The 18376-nt window shown below is 57.7% G+C and carries 15 protein-coding genes; 11 read left to right on the top strand and 4 right to left on the bottom strand.

Annotation, left to right across the window (positions count from 1 at the left end):
- Nucleotides 1-169: 169 nt before the first annotated feature.
- Nucleotides 170-2074: an ATP-binding protein gene (locus I9H09_RS15595; protein ID WP_122347794.1), complete on the bottom strand. Its 1905-nt coding sequence runs from the start codon at nt 2072-2074 to the stop codon at nt 170-172.
- Between the two features lie 280 nt (nt 2075-2354).
- Between I9H09_RS15595 and I9H09_RS15590 the strand changes: the two genes are divergently transcribed.
- From I9H09_RS15590 to I9H09_RS15555, 8 genes are all read left to right on the top strand, one after another.
- Nucleotides 2355-3380 (top strand): NAD(P)H-dependent glycerol-3-phosphate dehydrogenase, encoded by a 1026-nt coding sequence (locus I9H09_RS15590; protein WP_024669584.1) that lies wholly within the window; start codon nt 2355-2357, stop codon nt 3378-3380.
- A gap of 25 nt (nt 3381-3405) precedes the next feature.
- Nucleotides 3406-3750: a DUF4389 domain-containing protein gene (locus tag I9H09_RS15585; RefSeq protein WP_024669585.1), complete on the top strand. Its 345-nt coding sequence runs from the start codon at nt 3406-3408 to the stop codon at nt 3748-3750.
- Nucleotides 3747-4202, top strand: a complete 456-nt coding sequence (gene sixA / locus I9H09_RS15580) for a phosphohistidine phosphatase SixA (protein WP_236502235.1) — start codon at nt 3747-3749, stop codon at nt 4200-4202. The genes I9H09_RS15585 and sixA overlap by 4 nt, the downstream gene beginning before the upstream one ends.
- Before the next feature lie 66 nt (nt 4203-4268).
- Complete coding sequence (locus I9H09_RS15575) at nt 4269-4712, top strand: hotdog fold thioesterase (protein ID WP_122311822.1); 444 nt, start codon at nt 4269-4271, stop codon at nt 4710-4712.
- A gap of 131 nt (nt 4713-4843) precedes the next feature.
- A complete protein-coding gene (locus I9H09_RS15570) occupies nt 4844-5653 on the top strand; it encodes an alpha/beta fold hydrolase (RefSeq protein WP_024691019.1) in 810 nt (269 codons plus the stop codon).
- Nucleotides 5650-6504, top strand: coding sequence for an alpha/beta fold hydrolase (locus tag I9H09_RS15565; protein ID WP_122347793.1), 855 nt, complete (start codon nt 5650-5652; stop codon nt 6502-6504). Before I9H09_RS15570 ends, I9H09_RS15565 begins: the two co-directional genes overlap by 4 nt.
- Nucleotides 6505-6640: 136 nt before the next feature.
- Nucleotides 6641-7471 carry a DUF4892 domain-containing protein gene (locus I9H09_RS15560; RefSeq protein WP_054989507.1) on the top strand — a complete coding sequence of 277 codons (831 nt, stop codon included), beginning with the start codon at nt 6641-6643 and terminating at the stop codon, nt 7469-7471.
- Between the two features lie 91 nt (nt 7472-7562).
- Complete coding sequence (locus I9H09_RS15555; protein WP_024669588.1) at nt 7563-8612, top strand: AI-2E family transporter; 1050 nt, start codon at nt 7563-7565, stop codon at nt 8610-8612.
- Nucleotides 8613-8771: 159 nt separating this feature from the next.
- Here I9H09_RS15555 and I9H09_RS15550 read toward each other — a convergent pair whose 3' ends face one another.
- Together I9H09_RS15550 and I9H09_RS15545 are read right to left on the bottom strand one after the other, a co-directional pair.
- Entirely contained in the window at nt 8772-9797 is a 1026-nt protein-coding gene (locus I9H09_RS15550) for a sensor histidine kinase (protein ID WP_122323471.1), read from the bottom strand.
- Nucleotides 9794-10543, bottom strand: a complete 750-nt coding sequence (locus I9H09_RS15545; protein WP_122311838.1) for a response regulator — start codon at nt 10541-10543, stop codon at nt 9794-9796. The genes I9H09_RS15550 and I9H09_RS15545 overlap by 4 nt, the downstream gene beginning before the upstream one ends.
- A gap of 346 nt (nt 10544-10889) precedes the next feature.
- Between I9H09_RS15545 and I9H09_RS15540 the strand changes: the two genes are divergently transcribed.
- From I9H09_RS15540 to I9H09_RS15530, 3 genes are all read left to right on the top strand, one after another.
- Nucleotides 10890-12887: a hypothetical protein gene (locus I9H09_RS15540; RefSeq protein WP_122347792.1), complete on the top strand. Its 1998-nt coding sequence runs from the start codon at nt 10890-10892 to the stop codon at nt 12885-12887.
- Nucleotides 12888-13215: 328 nt separating this feature from the next.
- Entirely contained in the window at nt 13216-15540 is a 2325-nt protein-coding gene (locus tag I9H09_RS15535) for an autotransporter outer membrane beta-barrel domain-containing protein (protein ID WP_122347791.1), read from the top strand.
- Nucleotides 15541-15676: 136 nt separating this feature from the next.
- Complete coding sequence (locus I9H09_RS15530; RefSeq protein WP_053931291.1) at nt 15677-17206, top strand: hypothetical protein; 1530 nt, start codon at nt 15677-15679, stop codon at nt 17204-17206.
- A 40-nt stretch (nt 17207-17246) separates the two neighbouring features.
- Here the strand turns inward: I9H09_RS15530 and I9H09_RS15525 are convergent, their stop codons facing one another.
- Nucleotides 17247-18326 (bottom strand): fimbrial protein, encoded by a 1080-nt coding sequence (locus I9H09_RS15525; protein ID WP_024669592.1) that lies wholly within the window; start codon nt 18324-18326, stop codon nt 17247-17249.
- Nucleotides 18327-18376: the final 50 nt, after the last annotated feature.

Here is an 18376-nt window from a genome sequence, read left to right as displayed (position 1 = left end):
CGTCGGTTCTGGCGCACTCATTCGCCAGGACCCTGTCCGGCAGCCTACTCATAGACTGTTGCGTTGTAATGAAAGTCACAGCTCAGGTGAAATCAAGGTACACCTGTACACTGAATTTTATCGGCCAGCCGATTTTACGGGCCGATATGGGTGTCAAGACTGCCGCAATTTAACATTTATCGCCAGTCGCAGATGCTTGAAAAGACAACCAGCGCTGTAAAACCTGCTGTAAATCAGCATGTTTGAAAGGCTTTGGCAGGTAATCGTCCATGCCGGCCTGCAGGCAGGCATCCCGATCACCCTGCAACGCATTGGCAGTCAGCGCGATGATTGGGATTCGCTCCAGCCCGGAAAGTTGCCTGATTCTGCGTGTCGCTTCATATCCATCCATGACCGGCAGTCGGCAATCCATCAGGATCAGTGCATATTTTCCCACCCCGGCTTTCGCCACCGCCTCGACGCCATCGACCGCGACTTCGACCTCGCAACCCAGATTATGCAGCATGGCCTGAACCACGGTTCGGTTCACCGGGTTGTCTTCGACCAGCAATATGCGGCGCGCCTTGCCCTGCGCATCAAGTACTGACAGCGGTTCGATGATATCGACCGGGGCATTGCGCGAGACTAGCAGGGGAATTTGCAGCGTGAAGACCGACCCCGCACCTTCTTCGCTCTGGGCATGCAAGGTTCCACCCATTCGTTCGGCCAGGGTGCGTGCAATCGGCAGCCCCAGCCCGGTCCCGCCGTAACGCCGGGAGATCGAGCTGTCGGCCTGTTTGAAAGCGTCGAACATGGACTCCAGACGCTCTGCATCTATGCCGATGCCGCTGTCGTGTACCTTGCAGGTAAACCTCAGATGATCTTCGTCGAGCATCGCCCAGTCGGCCTCGACGCAGACCTTGCCGTATTCGGTGAATTTCAGTGCATTGCCTATCAGGTTCACCAGGATCTGACGAATCCGGGTCGGGTCGCCGATGACCGCAAGTGCCTCCAGCCCCGGCTTTATCTTCAGCTCCAGTGACAGTTTGCGTTGCAGGGCGCTGTGATTGAACGCATGCGTCGAGGCGTTGATCAGCTCGACCAGATTAAACGCAATGCCCTCCATCTGCAGGGCATCACGCTCGATACGCGAGAAGTCGAGAATATCGTTGATAACTCGCAGCAGGTGTTCAGTGGACTCGGTTGCCAATGTCGCATATTCGCTCTGCTCATCGGTCATGCGCGTGGTTTCCAGCAGTTGCAGCATGCCCAGCACGCCGTTCATGGGCGTGCGGAGCTCGTGACTCATCATCGCCAGAAAATCCGACTTGGCGCGGTTGGCCTGCTCGGCTTCCTCGCGCGTCTGGATCAACTGGGCCACAGAACGTTGCTGTTCGAGGCTGGTGCGGTGGAGGTTTTCGGCCAGATTATTGATGTGCCGCGCCAGCGCACCGAGTTCGGCGTCGTCGCTCACGGGCAGGGGCGTGTGGTAATCCCCTTGCTGAATGGCCTTGAGTGCCTCGCCCATCCGACTGATCGGGCTCGACAAGCTCAAGGCCAGCCGCCGGGCCAGCAGGAAGGTAAACGCCAGTGCGCACAACGCGAGGATTGCGGCTTTGAGCAGTATTTCCTGCTGGCGCTGGCTGAACGCCTCGCTGGACATGCCTACAAGAACCCTGCCCAGGTAGTCCTGAGACACAGTGGCGGGTTTGCCATGCTGCAAGGCGTGCGACGCACGGACAGGGGCCTGGAAGATTTCCATCTGCCTGGCCTGCGGCTCCTGTTCGCGTGGCTGGTCTATGTACACCATGACCGTGTTGGAACTGTCCTGGATTTCCACATAACGCACGCCGGGCATGGACAGGGTCGCACGCATCAGGGGCTTCAGGCCCTCGATATCGCCAGCTGTAACGCCTGGCTCTACCGCTGGAGCCAGTTGATTGGCGATCAATTGACCGGTGTGGTTGAGCTCCTCACGCAGGTCCTGAATACGCACGAAGGTGAAAAAGCCTATGAGTAGAGCCGTCAGCAGCAGGGCAGGCCCGAGGCTTATGATCTGCGTGCGGGTATTGATGTCCCAATGCCGAAACGTCATCGGCTGGACGCCCTGCAGGCAAGACGGTGCAGCTTGAATCCGGTGTATGCGTCCATGCCTGTGCGCTCGGTGTCCCTGTTGATTGCAGAATGTGCAAATGGTGTGCGTGCATGTTAACCGAGATGACGTCGGTTGCCAGTGTGCGTGTACTTCTCTGTGGCACGTTATCCCGGACAAGGTGTCAGTGATGCATGCGTTGTCAGCGTTTGCTGCTGGCCGATGCTCCGCCGCTCCGTATAATGCAGAGATCGCCACTTGATGGCACTGGATGGATAGTTCTATGACCACACAGCAACCAGTTGCGGTTCTTGGTGGTGGCAGTTTCGGTACTGCCATTGCAAATCTGCTGGCCGAGAACGGTCATCAGGTTCGCCAGTGGATGCGCGATCCGGAGCAGGCGGAGGCCATTCGCGTCAATCGCGAGAACCCTCGTTACCTTAAAGGCATCAAGGTTCGCCCTGAAGTCGAGCCGGTGACTGACCTCACCGCGGTACTCGAAGGCAGCGAACTCATTTTCGTCGCACTGCCATCAAGTGCCCTGCGCTCGGTACTGTCGCCTCACGTCGAGTGCCTGAGCGGCAAGATGCTGGTGAGCCTGACCAAAGGCATCGAGGCGCAGAGTTTCAAGCTCATGAGCCAGATTCTGGAAGAGATCGTCCCACAGGCTCGCATCGGGGTCTTGTCCGGTCCGAATCTGGCCCGCGAGATCGCCGAACATGCATTGACTGCCACCGTGGTGGCCAGCGAAGACGAGGCGCTGTGTGAGCAGGTTCAGGCTGCCTTGCACGGCAGGACATTTCGCGTCTATGCCAGCAATGACCGTTTTGGCGTCGAGCTGGGCGGTGCCTTGAAGAACGTCTACGCGATCATTGCCGGCATGGCCGTTGCGCTGGAGATGGGCGAAAACACCAAAAGCATGTTGATTACCCGTGCGCTGGCGGAAATGACCCGTTTTGCCGTCAGTCAGGGCGCCAATCCGATGACCTTTCTGGGGCTGGCGGGGGTGGGCGATCTGATCGTGACCTGTTCTTCGCCCAAAAGCCGTAATTATCAGGTCGGGTTTGCCTTGGGGCAGGGCCTGTCTCTGGAGGAGGCGGTGACTCGCCTTGGCGAAGTGGCCGAGGGTGTAAACACGCTCAAGGTGCTCAAGGTCAAGGCTCAGGAGGTGCAGGTCTACATGCCGCTGGTCGCCGGACTGCATGCGATTCTTTTTGAAGGTCGCACGCTCAGCCAGGTCATTGAGGCACTGATGCGCGCCGAACCCAAGACAGACGTCGATTTCATTTCGATCACCGGTTTCAATTGAATTCAGTTTGCTCAGGGAGAAGGTTTTGAACGAGTCGAAGATCCAGCATAACGAGTCGATTCTGCTACGCGTTCTATGGATGCTGCTGTTCCTGGGCGTATGGCACGTGGCTCAGATCGTTCTGGCGGTCGTGGTACTGGTGCAGTTGGGGTATCGCCTGATCTATGGCGCGCCGAGCGGCAGCCTGATGAATTTCGGTGACAGCCTCAGCCAGTATCTGGCGCAGATCGGTCGTTTCGGGAGCTTTCACAGTGACCAGAAGCCTTGGCCGTTCGCTGACTGGCCTGCGCCTCGGGATCCGGATGGCGAGGCCGCACATCACGTTGCGCCAGCAACGCACCCGGTGCGTGATGAGGAGCCCAAGTCATGAAGGTCTGGGTATTGCGCCATGGCGAAGCACGGTCGCGTGCGCGCAGTGACGCAGAGCGTGAGTTGACGGCCCATGGTCGTGAGGAAGTGCAGAAAAGCGCCATGCACCTGACGGGTAAGCCAGTGCAGCGGATTCTTGCCAGCCCTTATGTTCGCGCTCAGCAAACCGCCGAGCTGGTGCGTCAGTCTCTGGGTTTCGACGCGCCGGTCGTGACAGTGCCCTGGCTGACGCCTGACGGCAGCCCGCGTCAGGTACTGGCACAGCTCGAGACACTCGGCGTTGGCGAAGTGCTGCTGGTCAGCCATCAGCCTCTGGTGGGTGAGCTGATCGGCGTGCTGGCGCATGGTAGCGCGCAGCAGGCCGAGCCCATGAGTACTGCCAGCCTGGCCGAGCTGGAAGGCGAGTTCGTGGCGGCCGGCACCATGACACTCAACAGCGTTCGGCACGTCTGAACGGGCTGTCCGAACATCGACCTCGCGCTTGTGAAGCAAGTGCAACCTTTTATAAAAGGATTTGAAATGAGCATGTGGCGTCAGGCTCCCGACATCGAAACCCTTATGGCGGCCCAGAAAAACACCATCGGCGAAGTGCTCGACATTCGTTTCGAGTCGTTCACCGAAGACTCCATGACGGCGAGCATGGTGGTTGATCAACGAACTCACCAGCCGTTCGGTCTGCTGCATGGCGGTGCCTCGGTCGTGCTGGCTGAATCGCTTGGCTCGATGGCCAGTTACCTGATGGTCGACCCGAAGACGCATTTCTGCGTCGGGCTCGAGGTCAACGCCAACCATTTGCGTGGGGTGCGCACCGGACGCGTGACCGGGGTCGTACGCCCTTTACACATCGGTCGTACTACTCATGTCTGGGATATTCGCATCAGCACTGACGAAGGCAAGCTGAGCTGCATTTCACGCTTGACAGTTGCAGTGGTGCCTCATGGCCAGGAGCCACCTGCACGCTGACCGCGCTCTTCCTGTCATCATTCGGGCACCGAGGATGGCCGGAGTGTCACCTGCGATGGCGGTTCCGGTCATTGCCGTTCTGCAAAGAGGCTGCGCACAATCTTGACTCGCCCGCCCATGGAAGTATCGGCATGTCGCAACCGGTGTTCTTCGCTCACGCCAATGGCTTTCCTTCGGCGACCTACAGCAAGCTTTTTTCGGCACTTGCCCCGGAATACAAGGTGGCGCGGCTTGAACAACACGCGCATGACCCGCGTTTTCCAGTGGACGACAACTGGCTGAGTCTGGTCGATGAACTGATTCATCATTTGCGCGAGCAGTCGGGCCCGGTATGGGGTGTCGGGCACTCTCTGGGCGGTGTGCTGCATCTGCATGCCGCGTTACGTTGCCCGGAACTCTATCGGGGGGTGGTGATGCTGGACTCGCCAGTGCTGGGGCTGGCCGATCAGTTGTTCATTCGTGCGGCCAAGCGCCTGGGTTTCATTGACCGTATAACCCCTGCAGGTCGCACATTGGGGCGTCGCGAAGCGTTTGTCGACATGGATGCCGCCCGTACCTATTTTTCCAGCAAGAGCCTGTTTCGCCGCTTCGACCCCGACTGCCTCGCTGCTTACCTGCAGCACGGCTTACAACATGACGGCGAACAACTTCGGCTGCGCTTCGATCCGGCGACAGAGATCAGCATTTATCGCAGCATTCCGCATACCAGCCCGTTGCCTTCGCGTCAGCTCAAGGTGCCGCTGGCGATGGTGCGCGGCAAGCACAGCCGGGTGATCATGCCGCATCATGGCTACCTGGCCCGCCGCATGCGCGAAGGGGAATACTTGACGATGCCCGGAGGGCACATGTTTCCATTGGAGCGCCCCGATGAGACGGCGCAATTACTCAAGTCGCTGTTCGCCCGCTGGGACGCACGACATGTGCAGCGGGCTGGCGCATGAGGCTGGCTGTCGAGGAAGTGCGCTTGAGCCTGGGCCATATCGAACTGGCTGCTTATTTGTCAGGTCCTGAAGACGGCCAGCCTGTCATCGCGCTGCATGGCTGGCTCGACAACGCTAACAGTTTTGCCCGGCTGGCCCCGCGCCTTGAAGGGTTGCGGATCGTGGCGCTGGACCTGGCCGGGCATGGCTACTCCGACCATCGCCCGGCAGGTGCTGCCTACGCTCTGGCCGACTACGTGTTTGACGTGTTGCAGGTCGCCGAGCACATGGGCTGGCAACGCTTTGCCCTGCTGGGGCATTCGCTGGGGGCGATTATTTCGGTGTTGCTCGCAAGCTCGTTGCCCGAGCGGGTTACGCGTCTTGCACTGATTGACGGGCTTGTGCCGCTGACCGGTGAACCCCAGTCCGCCGCCGAGCGCATGGGCGCAGCCCTGCAGGCGCAACTGGCGCTGTCGAACAAGAAAAAACCGGTCTATCAGGGTCAGGAACGAGCCGTTCAGGCGCGCATGAAAGGCGCGCTGGCGGTCAGTCGCGAGGCGGCAGAGTTGCTTGCTCTGCGTGGTTTGATGCCAGTGCCGGGCGGTTACACGTGGCGCAGCGACAGCCGCCTGACCTTGCCCTCCGCGATACGTTTTACAGAGCAACAGGCAATGGCGTTCGTTCATGGCATTCGCTGTCCGACACAATTGGTGATTGCGTCGGACGGCATGCTGGCGAAAAAACATGAGCTGCTGTCTGGTCTGCCTTTCGACGTTGCACGGCTGAGTGGAGGGCATCATTTGCACCTGGACGACGAGGACGGTGCGCGCTCTGTTGCACACTGTATCAATCGCTTTTTCGCTGCTTCTTGACTTGAGGCCGGCAACTGCCGACGCTGGGCGGGTTGAAACAGGAGTCAACCGTGATGGATCAAGCCGCCCGCCATGATCGCCTTGCAGGCGATTACCCTCATTCTTTCTTTACGCCTGCCAGCCGATGAGAACACTCATGCTTTTAACCCGTGTTCCAGCTGTCGCATTGTGCGCAGTCATTTTCAGCGGCCTGTTCAGCAGTGCAGTCACTGCCGCCGATATGGAGGGCAGCCGTGATCTGGACGTTGTGCCGCGTATGGCCGATGCCGAGATCGTCGACTATCGTCCCGCCGCCGAGCTGGAGCGTGTCTACCCGATGGGCTCGATCCGCAAGATCAGTGGCCAGTTGCGTTTCGACGGTCAGGTAAGCGCGCGGGGCAACCTGACCTCGGTTACCTATCAGTTGCCTGCCGAACATACTTCCGATGATGCCTTTACCGCCGCGCGCGAGGCTTTGCAGCAGCAGGGCGCTGAACTGCTGTTCTGGTGCCAGGCACGCGACTGCGGAGAAAGCAGCCTGTGGGCCAACGAAGTGTTTGGCAACGCCAAACTGTACGGCGCGGATGACCGGCAGGCCTACCTGCTGTTGCGCATGGCAGAGCCCCGCAGTGACACCCTGGTGGCGCTCTACAGCATTACCCGTGGCAATCGTCGGGCCTATCTGCACGTCGAGCAGTTTGAAGCCGCTGCACCGCTGGGCGAGTTGCTGCCGACCTCGGCGACGCTGCTGCGTCAATTGAAAAGCACCGGCAAGCTGGAACTGCCCCGGCTTGCAGGAGAGCCACAGGACGTCTGGATCACCCTGATTTCTCGCGGTCTCAACCTTGACAGTTCATTGCGCCTGATTGTATCCGGGGCCAGCGCAAGTGCCTGGCGTGACGCGCTGATCGGCAAAGGCGTTCGCGCTGCCCGGCTGGAGACCGGGGCTCTCGATGGCAAAGGGCTGAAAATCGAAGTCATCCGCTAACTGTTGATTTGCGACGTAGGCGAACAACGGCTGACGCCAGCCCTGTTCGCCTTTATGCTCGCTACCTATGATCCCTGCTGATGGATGCCGCATGTTCAACAATGATCGCTTGCTGGTGCAGATTCTGCTGCTGGCGCTATTCGGTGCTTGCCTCTGGGTAATGGCGCCGTTCTGGTCGGCGCTGGTCTGGGGTGCAGTGCTGGCGTTTGCCAGCTGGCCGCTGATGCGTTTGCTGACGCGCTGGTTCAAAGGGCGTGAGTCGCTGGCTGCGCTGGTGATGAGCCTGTGCTGGATGCTGCTGGTCGCGGCGCCACTGGTATGGCTGGGCTTCAATCTCGCCGACCATGTGCGTGACGCCACGGGGTTGATCAAGAACATTCAGGTCGACGGGTTGCCCGATCCACCGCAATGGCTGGCCGGGATTCCGCTGGTAGGCGAGCGGCTGGTCGGCATCTGGACCACTATCGATCAGCAGGGCGCAGCGTTCATGACCACGGTCAAGCCGTACCTGGGTGAGGTCGGCAACTGGTTGCTGGCGCGCAGCGCGCAGATTGGTGGCGGCATTCTGGAACTGACGCTGAGTATCATTTTCGCCTTTTTCTTCTATCGCGACGGTCCGCGTCTGGCGGCGTTCGTGCTGAGCCTGCTGGAACGCTTGATCGGTGACAGAGCGCAGTATTACCTGGACCTGGTGGCAGGCACGGTACAGCGGGTCGTCAACGGTGTGATTGGCACAGCTGCGGCACAGGCGCTGCTGGCGCTGATCGGCTTTCTGATCGCTGGCATTCCCGGCGCACTGGTGCTGGGTATTCTGACCTTCCTGTTCAGCCTTATCCCTATGGGGCCGCCGTTGGTCTGGCTGCCTGCAACCGCCTGGCTGGTCTGGCAGGGCGAGTACGGCATGGCGGTCTTTCTCGGCATCTGGGGTATGTTCATCATCAGCGGCGTAGACAACGTGCTCAAGCCGTACCTGATCAGCCGCGGCGGCAACCTGCCACTGGTGATTGTATTACTGGGCGTGTTTGGCGGCTTGCTGGCATTCGGCTTCATCGGCTTGTTTATCGGTCCTACGCTGCTGGCGGTAGCCTATAGCCTGTTGACGGACTGGGTCGGCAGCGAGCGGGCACGCAACCCGCGCTAGCCCCTTGGCGTTCATAAAAGTCTTGCAGAGCCCAGGTGCCCGGATGACAGGGCTTTCAGGGTTCTGCCTGCAGGGCGTGGCAGCGAACCGGGCGACGCTTTGCTTGTTTGCGAATACGTCAGTTGTCGAGGTGATGCAGGGTTTGTATGGCACAGTGGGTCAAAGGCGCGGCAGGTCCAGCACCGCCGTCAGGCCACCGCCCGGGGTCTGCGCCAATGATAATTGCCCACCGATGCGTCGCGCAGCCTCACGCGCGATGCTCATGCCCATGCCGATACCGCCTGAATTACGATTGCGCGAACTTTCCAGGCGATAGAACGGTTCAAACACAGTCTCGTGAAACTCGGGCGCAATGCCCGGTCCATGATCAACCACCGACACACGCACGCGATCTGCGCTGTCTTCAATCACGATGTTCGCGCTGCCGGCGTAGCGCAGCGCATTGTCGACCAGATTCTGCAGGCACGAACGCAGTGCCATCGGTTGCGTCCTGAGCGGTTTGCACTGCCCCGAGTACTGCACGTCGTCGCCGTTGTCCTGAGCATTTTCGGCCTGGGACTCAATCAACGCCTGCAGGTCAAACTGCTGCAAGCCTTCGGTGCGCCGATGTTCATTGAGGTAGGCGAGCGTGGCGTCGAGCATGTTGATCATGTCGTTCAGGTCTTGGGTCATCTGCCCGTGGAGCCTGGGCTCCTCGATCTGCTCGACGCGCAGTTTTAGTCGCGACAGCGGGGTGCGCAGGTCATGGGAAACCGCCGCCAGCATGCGTCCGCGCTGCTGCATCTGTTCGCGGATGTTGCGCTGCATCAAGTTGAACGTCTGCGCGGCCTGGCGGGCTTCTCTGGGGCCGCTGATCTCCAGAGGCGAACTGTCGAGATCTTCACTCAGGCGCTCGGCGGCCTCGCTCAGGCGCTGGACCGGGCGGGCCAGCGCCTTGGCGCCGTACCAGGCAGCAACAATAAGGGTGACGAACTGAGAGAACAGCAGCACCAGCGGACCACCTGGTGGCGGCCGGTGACGCTGCCCTCGATCATCCTGTGCGTGTTGCGCGTCGGGGTGTTCGTTGGGCGCAGGACGCATGCCGTATTGCGTGAACCAGATGAAGGCCAGCAGGTGCGCGAGCAGAATGGCCAGCAGTGCGCCGCCAAACAGCCGTGCAAACAGTGTGTCGAAGCGGCGAATCAACCCAGCTCCCTGGCATCGAACAGATAGCCTTCACCGCGTACGGTCTTGATCAACTGCGGATTCTTCGGGTCGTCGCCGAGTTTCTGGCGCAGGCGCGATACAAGCAAATCGATACTGCGGTCGAATGCCTCTATCGAACGGCCTCGGGCTGCATCGAGCAATTGCTCGCGGCTCAGCACCCGGTGCGGTCGTTCGAGAAACACGCGCAACAGGCGAAATTCGGCGTTGGACAGCGGCACGACCAGCCCGTCGGCTGCTGTCAGCTGTCGCAGAACACTGTTCAGGCGCCAGGCGTCAAAGCGAATGGTAGTGCGCTGATCGCTGCGTTCGTCGCGCACCCGGCGCAGGATGGTCTGAATACGCGCGACCAGCTCGCGTGGCTCGAACGGCTTGGCCATATAATCGTCGGCACCCAGCTCCAGTCCAATAATCCGATCAGTCGGTTCGCAACGTGCGGTCAGCATCAGGATCGGGATGTCCGAGGTGCTGCGCAACCAGCGGCACAGGGACAGGCCGTCTTCGCCGGGTAACATCAGGTCCAGCACCACCACATCGAAGGTTTCATCGCTCAGGGCCTGGCGCATCTGCGCACCATCGGTTACGCCGCGGGCATTGATATTGAAGCGCGTCAGGTAATCGCAAAGCAGTTCGCGAATGGCTACGTCGTCATCGACAATCAGCGCCCGCACGCTCCAGCGTTGATCGGTCGATGTGGCATCGAGGGTGTTGTCGGGAAGTGCTTGCATGGTGCGTCTGTCGCCTGCTTGTGTCGCCATCGTGTGGCTGCCGTTGAAGATCAACGCCGCCCCTCATGCTACTTCGCCGTGAGGCTCGGCGGTAGGTTGACGGTAGCCGATGTCTGACGGATGTCATGAATGTATCGAGACTGATACAGATGAAAGGCCATTGCACCCGCAATGATCCGTACGCCATAAAAAGATGCTTGTCCAGCTAGTACTTCTACTAGTAACACGACACGTCAATAAGGCTCTAGGGTACTTACAGGACGCAACACCTTGATGCCTGTTATTGATCAGGTTCTGCACATCACGGCCAGCGCTGGCCGCAACCTATCGTTATGGAGAACGAGACATGTATTCACCCAAGGAAAAGTCTGCCAGGCAGACCCGTAAAGACTGGCTCGCAAAGCGCCAGGTGCATCTAGACCAGGACGATCCGAGAATGCCTGTTCTGGAGGCTGTGGGTATTTTGGGCCCGGTAAAAGGCGACATGAGATACCTTTGGCCGGTGAGCCAGTGGGACAACAACCTCGAGGTTAGCGTCCCGAATTTACCGCCTGTGGAGATTGGGTTTGGGGACACGATTACATTTTTTCTCGACGAGATGGACTTGGCCACAAACTTACTTGAATCGACTGATGATCTAAGTTATTCCATCGCGGCTGGTCTTATCAGTAGCGGGAAACCGTACAAGTTGTCGTACGACTATGGCAGTTCGCTCGGAAATACCATGTCGTCCATACCGCTTGTGCTTGAGGTGGATTATCAGGCACCCAATCGAGGCCAGATAGGCGCACCGGCTGTGATTCCAGAGGACGTGGTACGCGATGGTTTGACACAGCAATATCTGGATGCCCATGAATTTCTGGACATCAAAGTGCCTCGCTCTAGCGACATGCTCGCGGGAGACACGATCACGATTTCTTGGGGTCAGGTAGTTGCCAAGTCTTTACGACAAGACTTTACACCGATAATGAGCAGGGAGGTCAAAGTAACAGAGGCTTCTATGCCCAACGCTGACTTGGACGTCCGTATTCCATCCGCGCTTATAAGAACGCTGGCGCAAGGAAAAATCGGGATCTCTTATCGTTATGTCGACCGGACCGGTAATCTGGGGCAGATCTCAACCGACGCAGTACTACAGTTTGAACTGGTGCCTGCGCCAGATGGCCTTCAGTCTCCAAATGTTCTTCTGGCCGCAGATGGCGAAATCGACCGGGCCGATGCTCAGTTAGGCGTCGAAGTCGAGATACCTGAACCCATTTATAACAACGTCCGAGAGGATGACCAGATACAAGTTATCTGGGAAGGCACGACGGTCCCCTCCGTCCCGCTGGAAGTTTTGCCCATGTATGTCCCCATAGACTGGCTTACGCTTTCGGCGAACGGTGCGCTGGATAAACGTACTTTCAAAGTGAGTTACAATGTTCTGCGGGGTGCCTTATCGATACCTTCACCTGAGGTTGATGTCACGGTTGACTTTACCGTGGCAGGCCCCGCACCGGATCCATCGAACCCAGGTCCGATAAATTCAGCACTTCCCGCTCTCGTCGTGAAAAGTCGCGAAGGGCAACCGGTAGACAATGTGTTGGGTGATGCCGATAAAGACCAGGCCGCTACAGCTCAATTGCCCAACAACCCGTTTGCATCAGGGGATATTCTGCGGCTCTACTGGGGAGATTTGACGCCTCACGTCGCTGAGTTTCAAATTTCAACGCAAGGGCAGAACGACGTTATCGAGTTTATAATTCCTTGGGATGACATAAAACGCGGTGGTTATAGTGACAGGTTGCCTGTTTATTACAGTACCTGGAACGGCGTGAATGAGCAGGAATCTATGCATATCGAAGTGGATGTCAGAATTGTCGATATAGACGGGCTGCCCGAGGTCGAGTTTCCGGATCGCTATCTTCCTTCGACGGGCGCGACTCCTGTTCCGATTATCAATTGCTGTTCGTTGCCGTGGAGTGGGATCGAAATCAAAATTCCCTTCGACACGACTAATATGGAGGTTGGCGACGAGATGACGATTGAGTGGCAGGCTTACGAATCCCAAAACGGGACACGCCCCATTGATGGCACTTACCATGAGTTCCCCCCTGTCACCTTATCATCAGACAATGCGAAGGACGATATCTCTTTCATTATTCCCTATGTGGACCTTGTCGAACCGGTTATTACCGTTGGCAGTGGTCGAGTGATTTACGCATTGAAAAAGGCAAGTGGGCAAGTGGGCAAGCATTCGACATTGACTATCATCACTAGAGTGTCGGGGACCGGGTTGTGTTCGGAGGCGTTTCCTGGAGTCTGTAGAGCTATTGTTGGCAAGGACTCAAGTAGCAAACTTTGATAAGGCGGCCATAAGTTACAGGGGCATTGTTGGCAATGGTTCTGATGCTATGGGCTCTCTGGTTTCGTGTTTTATTCAGGTGTGTGTGAGCGGAGGGTAACCGGGAAACGCGTGTTTATCAGAAGGATAGACTATTACAGTTGGCTGCTACGAAGTCTGATAAGCGTGATAAGGCTGCAGGAATGGTCCTACAGCCTTATCGGAAGAGGCCTGCATTAGGCAAAGAGATATGCTTGTAGGATGCGCAGCCTCTTCGTATGTATTCGGCAAATGTATGCCAAGTATGTCGATTTGATCTACACGATTTCTTGAATGAAGGAAGCGCACGATGTTGCCTCGAAACCTGTATGCACCACGACGCCCTTTACCCGTCGTCATTCATTGCACATCGCTTGCCGCTCTGCTACTGATGAGTAACTCCCTGATCGCTGCGCCTGTTCCCGTCATAGATGAGGTGGTAAACATTGATCAGTCCAGTCTTCTCAACGACTACGCCTTGTCCAATGGCGCAACCCTGAATGTGAATGGCGGAAGCCAGCACGGCAGAATAACCGCGACAGGCTCCACGCTGAACATTTCAGCCGGGTCTACGATTGCGTCTGCCGCCGTTCGCAATGGCTCCGGGATGACCGTGAATGGAGCAGTAATCATTAATGGCCTGCAGGTTAATAACAGCACTGCGACAATCTCCGGCAGCACTATTGCCAATACCGTCGGCAATGGCCTGCTTGTAAATCGCCAGCAGAACCTGACAACTGGTTCGAGCGTAAGCCTGACCGACAGCTCCAGCACTGGCGCACTGGCCGGTGCATTGGTTACGCATTTCAGTCAGCTTGGGCTTACGGGATCGCAATTGGAGGGCACTGGCGTAAACGGCGTAGGTTTGCGCCTTAATGCCGGTGCAGCGCAGGCCAGTGCCAGCAGCATCGTTGGCACTGTGAATGGTGTTGCCATCAGCTCCGAGGACGTCTACACAGCAGCTTCACTGAAGCTGGACAGCACGCAGGTGGTCGGACAGACGGGGGCCGCTGTCCGGATTGCCCCAGTGTTTTCAAGGTTGCCGGGCTCCGTTGTGGCCATTGATGTCAGCAACGGTTCCAGCCTTACGGGTGGCAACGGCAACATGCTGGAAGTTACCGGCGCCTCTACTGCCGTAATGTATGTGTCGACAAGCAGTCTGAATGGCAACGTGCAGGTCGAATCGGGGAGCACCGTCACGCTAAATCTCGACAACAGCAGCATGGCGGGGGATGTACTTGCCGAGTCGGGTGCGCTCGCCGATGTGCTGCTCGACAACAACTCCGTACTGACCGGGCGCCTGGAAAACACCCGCAGCGTTGCCATCAACAAGGGTGCCCAATGGGCCATGATCGGCAGTAGCGCACTGGCCGATCTGACCATGAATAGCGGTTCGGTCCGCTTTGGCGATGCCGCCGGTTTCTACACACTGTCGGTAACCAATCTTTCCGGCAACGGTACATTCATCATGGATGTGGATTTTGGCGCGGGGCGCGCAGACTTTCTCGACATCACCGGCAGTGCAACCGGTAGTCACTCGCTGCTGATTGGCAGCACCGGCACTGATCCGTCTGCCGACACCAGCCTGCATGTGGTGCGCGCTGCTGCCGGTGATGCAGACTTTTCTCTGGTGGGCGGGGCAGTGGATCTGGGTGCCTGGTCGTACGACCTGGTCAAGCAGGGTGCCAATGACTGGTATCTCGACGCGCAGACCCGCAAGGTCAGCCCTGCTGCGGCAACGGTCGTCGCGCTGTTCAACACGGCACCGACTGTATGGTATGGCGAGCTGACGTCGCTGCGTACGCGCATGGGCGAGTTGCGTCATAGCGGTGGAGAGGCGGGTGTCTGGATGCGTACCTATGGCAACAGACTGAATGTCTCCGATGCATCGGGTTTCGGTTATCAGCAAACTCAGCAGGGCTTTTCGCTGGGGGCTGATGGCAGGCTGCCGCTGGGTGATGGAGAATGGCTGGCGGGTGTCATGGCAGGCCAGAGCACTTCCGACCTGAGTCTGGACCGTGGCGCCAGTGGTGAAGTAGACAGTTACTATGTCGGTGCCTACAGCACGTGGCTCGACAGCGACACGGGCTACTACTTTGACGGCGTGCTCAAGTTCAACCGTTTCAATAACAAGGCCCGCGTCAATCTGAGCGATGGCACCCGTACAAAAGGCGATTACAGCAACTCGGGTGTCGGCGCGTCGCTGGAGTTCGGACGCCATATCAAGCTGGACAAGGGTTACTTTGTCGAGCCCTACAGCCAGTTGGCCGGCGTGGTCGTTGCAGGCAAGGATTATGAACTGGACAACGGCATGCGTGCCGAAAACGACCTGACGCGTTCGCTGGTGGGCAAGCTCGGTGCGACGATCGGGCGCAACTTCGATCTTGGCCAAAGCAGGACGGTACAGCCTTATATGCGTGCAGCCTGGGCTCACGAGTTCGCCAAAAACAACGAAGTGCACGTCAACGACAACGTCTTCAACAACAATTTATCGGGTTCGCGTGGCGAGTTGGGTTTTGGTGTAGCTGCATCGCTGTCGGAACGTTTGCAGGTGCATGCCGACTTCGAGCACAGCAATGGCGATAAAATCGAGCAACCGTGGGGCGCGAGCATAGGTATTCGCTACAACTGGTAAACAAAAAGGAAGGGCGAAAGGAAGGTCATAATGACCTTCCTTTTTTATAGACATCAGTTTATTGGCAGGACTGTCAACTAGCAGTTTTGCGAGTCGCGGCAATGGCACGTACGTGTTGAAGTACGCAGGTGTGAATATGGATGTTCACGAAGCGGAAGCAGATTTCAAGGATCTGGACATGATAACGACTCGACTGCATGAACGTCTTAGCCACTGGCTGAGGAGCGTATTCAAAACGCTCTTCAGGCAGAATCTCAAATATCCACCGCCTGTCATTGCCTTTCTTCTTCCCGACGATGCTAAATGGGACGAAAAAGGGTTGTTACCTTTGGAATATGCATATAAGCCACTGCCGGTACAGATTCCCGCGTGGGATTACCAAAATATGGCTTCTTATAATGTCGTTCTTCGGGTTTACTGGGACGACATTACATTGGTCTATGAGAAAACCTGGCCAGGGGCAACTTACCCGACACTTCCCGTTGACGACCTTTTGTTCGATTTTCCTGCATCTCATCTCACTGCTGGAACCCATTCACTATATTATGAGGTGACGGAGTATTTAGGCAATTTCGCCTCTTCGGAATACCAGACTGTCAACATCGATCTGACTGGACCGATACTAGGCAATAATCAGGGGCAATTGCAGTTCGAGACCGCTCAGATTACCGCTGAATATCTTGAAAACAACGGCGATGAGGCAGACGGGTTGATCGAGTCTTATCTAGGCGGCAAGCCGGGAGATGTCGTTACCTGGTACTGGGCCGAGGGTCAGTTCGATGTCGGCGAACACAATATTGTCTCGAGGCGCACGCTCTACCGAGAGGATCTCGATCGCTCTGTTGTCCTGAGTTTTCCTGGCAGTGTAATCCGGGCGCGTGGAGATGGTGAGCGCTATGCTTTTTATCAAATCACCGACCGTGCAGGCAACTCGTCTCCTTTCTCCTATGTAGTATTGCTTCAGGTGCAGGTTCAGCCGCTCCCGCGCTATCTGCCCAGCCCCAGCGTTGCAGAGGCGTCGGGCTTGCCCTCCAGCAGTACGCTGGACCCTTCACGTGCCGTGCGAGGCGCAACTGTGGTCATATCCGATGCGATTATCAGGCCAGAAGACGTGTTGTCCGTGCAGTGGGCGACTCCCGGTACCGAGGGGGCGTTTCACGCCACAGTTGCCGATGCGAGCGGTCTGCGGTTCAGCATTCCGTCGACCTGCATCGTTCAGCATATGGGCAAGTGTATTCCGGTTTATTATCAGGTCGCCGGCAGTGATCCTGCCACATCGGAGCTGCATAGTCTGACTGTCCAGTCTATGGCTAACAACAAGTGGCCGACTGTTCAGTGCACGCGGCCTGTGGGTGTCGTCCGGCAACTCAGTCTGACCCTCATCGAAGGCTATGCAACGTTTTCGTTGGAAAAATGGGCGTTCATGGCACCCGGCCAGCGTGTAACTATCACATTGCTGGGCGTCGGTAACACGCAGGTGATCCTTGACGACTATCCGGTTCAGGCGGGCGACATAACTGCCTCGAAAGTGACAGTGGATGTGCTGAAAAATGTCTTTCAGGCCTTTACGATCGATCAGGCGCTTGACGTGAGGGTGAGCGTCAGCTTTGCCAGTGGTGCAGCGCCAGCTAACTTCCCGTCGCTGAGTTTGACACTTGTTAGCTGAACCGGCTCTTGACGACCCGGTATTCAGATAACTGCTGGTTTTATTGGAAGCTGATGGTAAAACTCAGCGCGCCTTTTGCTTCACCTGCCTGAATAGCGACGGTGTCGTCAATCTGGAAATAGCGGGCACTGAAGTCCAGCATGGTCGTGCCCGAGGCTACCGGCGCAATCGGTACATCTGCGCCTAGCGCAACCGGTGTAAGTCCATCGCTGCGCATGATCTGAATGCCTACGCCGCCAGCCGTCGAATCGCTGGTCAGCGTAAAGCCGCCTGGAGTGCCGGGCACGGGCATTGAGCCACTGACGCCATCGAGGCGGATGTTCGCCCATGCGATGTTGACGTCTCCCGGATCCGCTTCACACGCTCCCAGTCGAATGTTGAATGATACGGGCGGCGTCCCTTTGGTCGGCCCCTTGAAGTCCGAAACACGCCAGTCGCCGAGCTTCACCGGGTCATCGCTGACCGCCGACGCACCGCATTGGGCCTGCATCACCGTTCCGGACAGGCGGACTTCAAAAGCCCGGCCAGAAATTGCCGAGAGTGCGGCATAGAACATTTGATTGCCTATGACCTGCGGGCCAGGTGCAATCACCCCCGTCTTGACCAGTGTCACGCTGCCCTGCAAATTCTGCATGATCAGTGGTGCGGGCAGGTTATATTGCATCTGAGCGTTGAAGGGCACAGTGGGCAGCTTCCCCAGCGGAATGAAAGAGCCAGCGGCCACCCCGTCGAAAGGGTGCTCGAGCTTGATGATTGCGCCGATGCCCGGGATGCCGGTATCCAGCACTTTTCCCGAGACATCCTCGCCGTTTACCGGAGGTAGCGTTCCCGCAAAGGGCGGGTTGATCGCTCTGCTGTTGAAGGTCAATGTGTGCCCGTCGTTAACGCAATAAACGTTCCCGCTTTCGCTGGAACTAATGGAAAACGGTAGATCAGCCATGCCGATTACCGCCCCGGCCTTTGCGTCTTTAGGGGCATATAACGTGCCGACGTTGATGTGGTAATTGAGCGTACCAACCGCCGGCCGGATCGCACAGAAACTTTGTGCCTGAACGAGTCCCGTGTGTGCCCCGGCAATCAGGGCGAGCGCAGCCCACCCCGTGCGTAATAATGATTTCATGCATGAGAACCTGTATTGAAACGGTGCGTAAATAGGCTGCTTTCGTGTTG

Source organism: Pseudomonas tremae (assembly GCF_023278125.1).
Lineage (GTDB): Bacteria > Pseudomonadota > Gammaproteobacteria > Pseudomonadales > Pseudomonadaceae > Aquipseudomonas > Aquipseudomonas tremae.
This window is presented reverse-complemented; position numbering and strand designations above follow the sequence as displayed.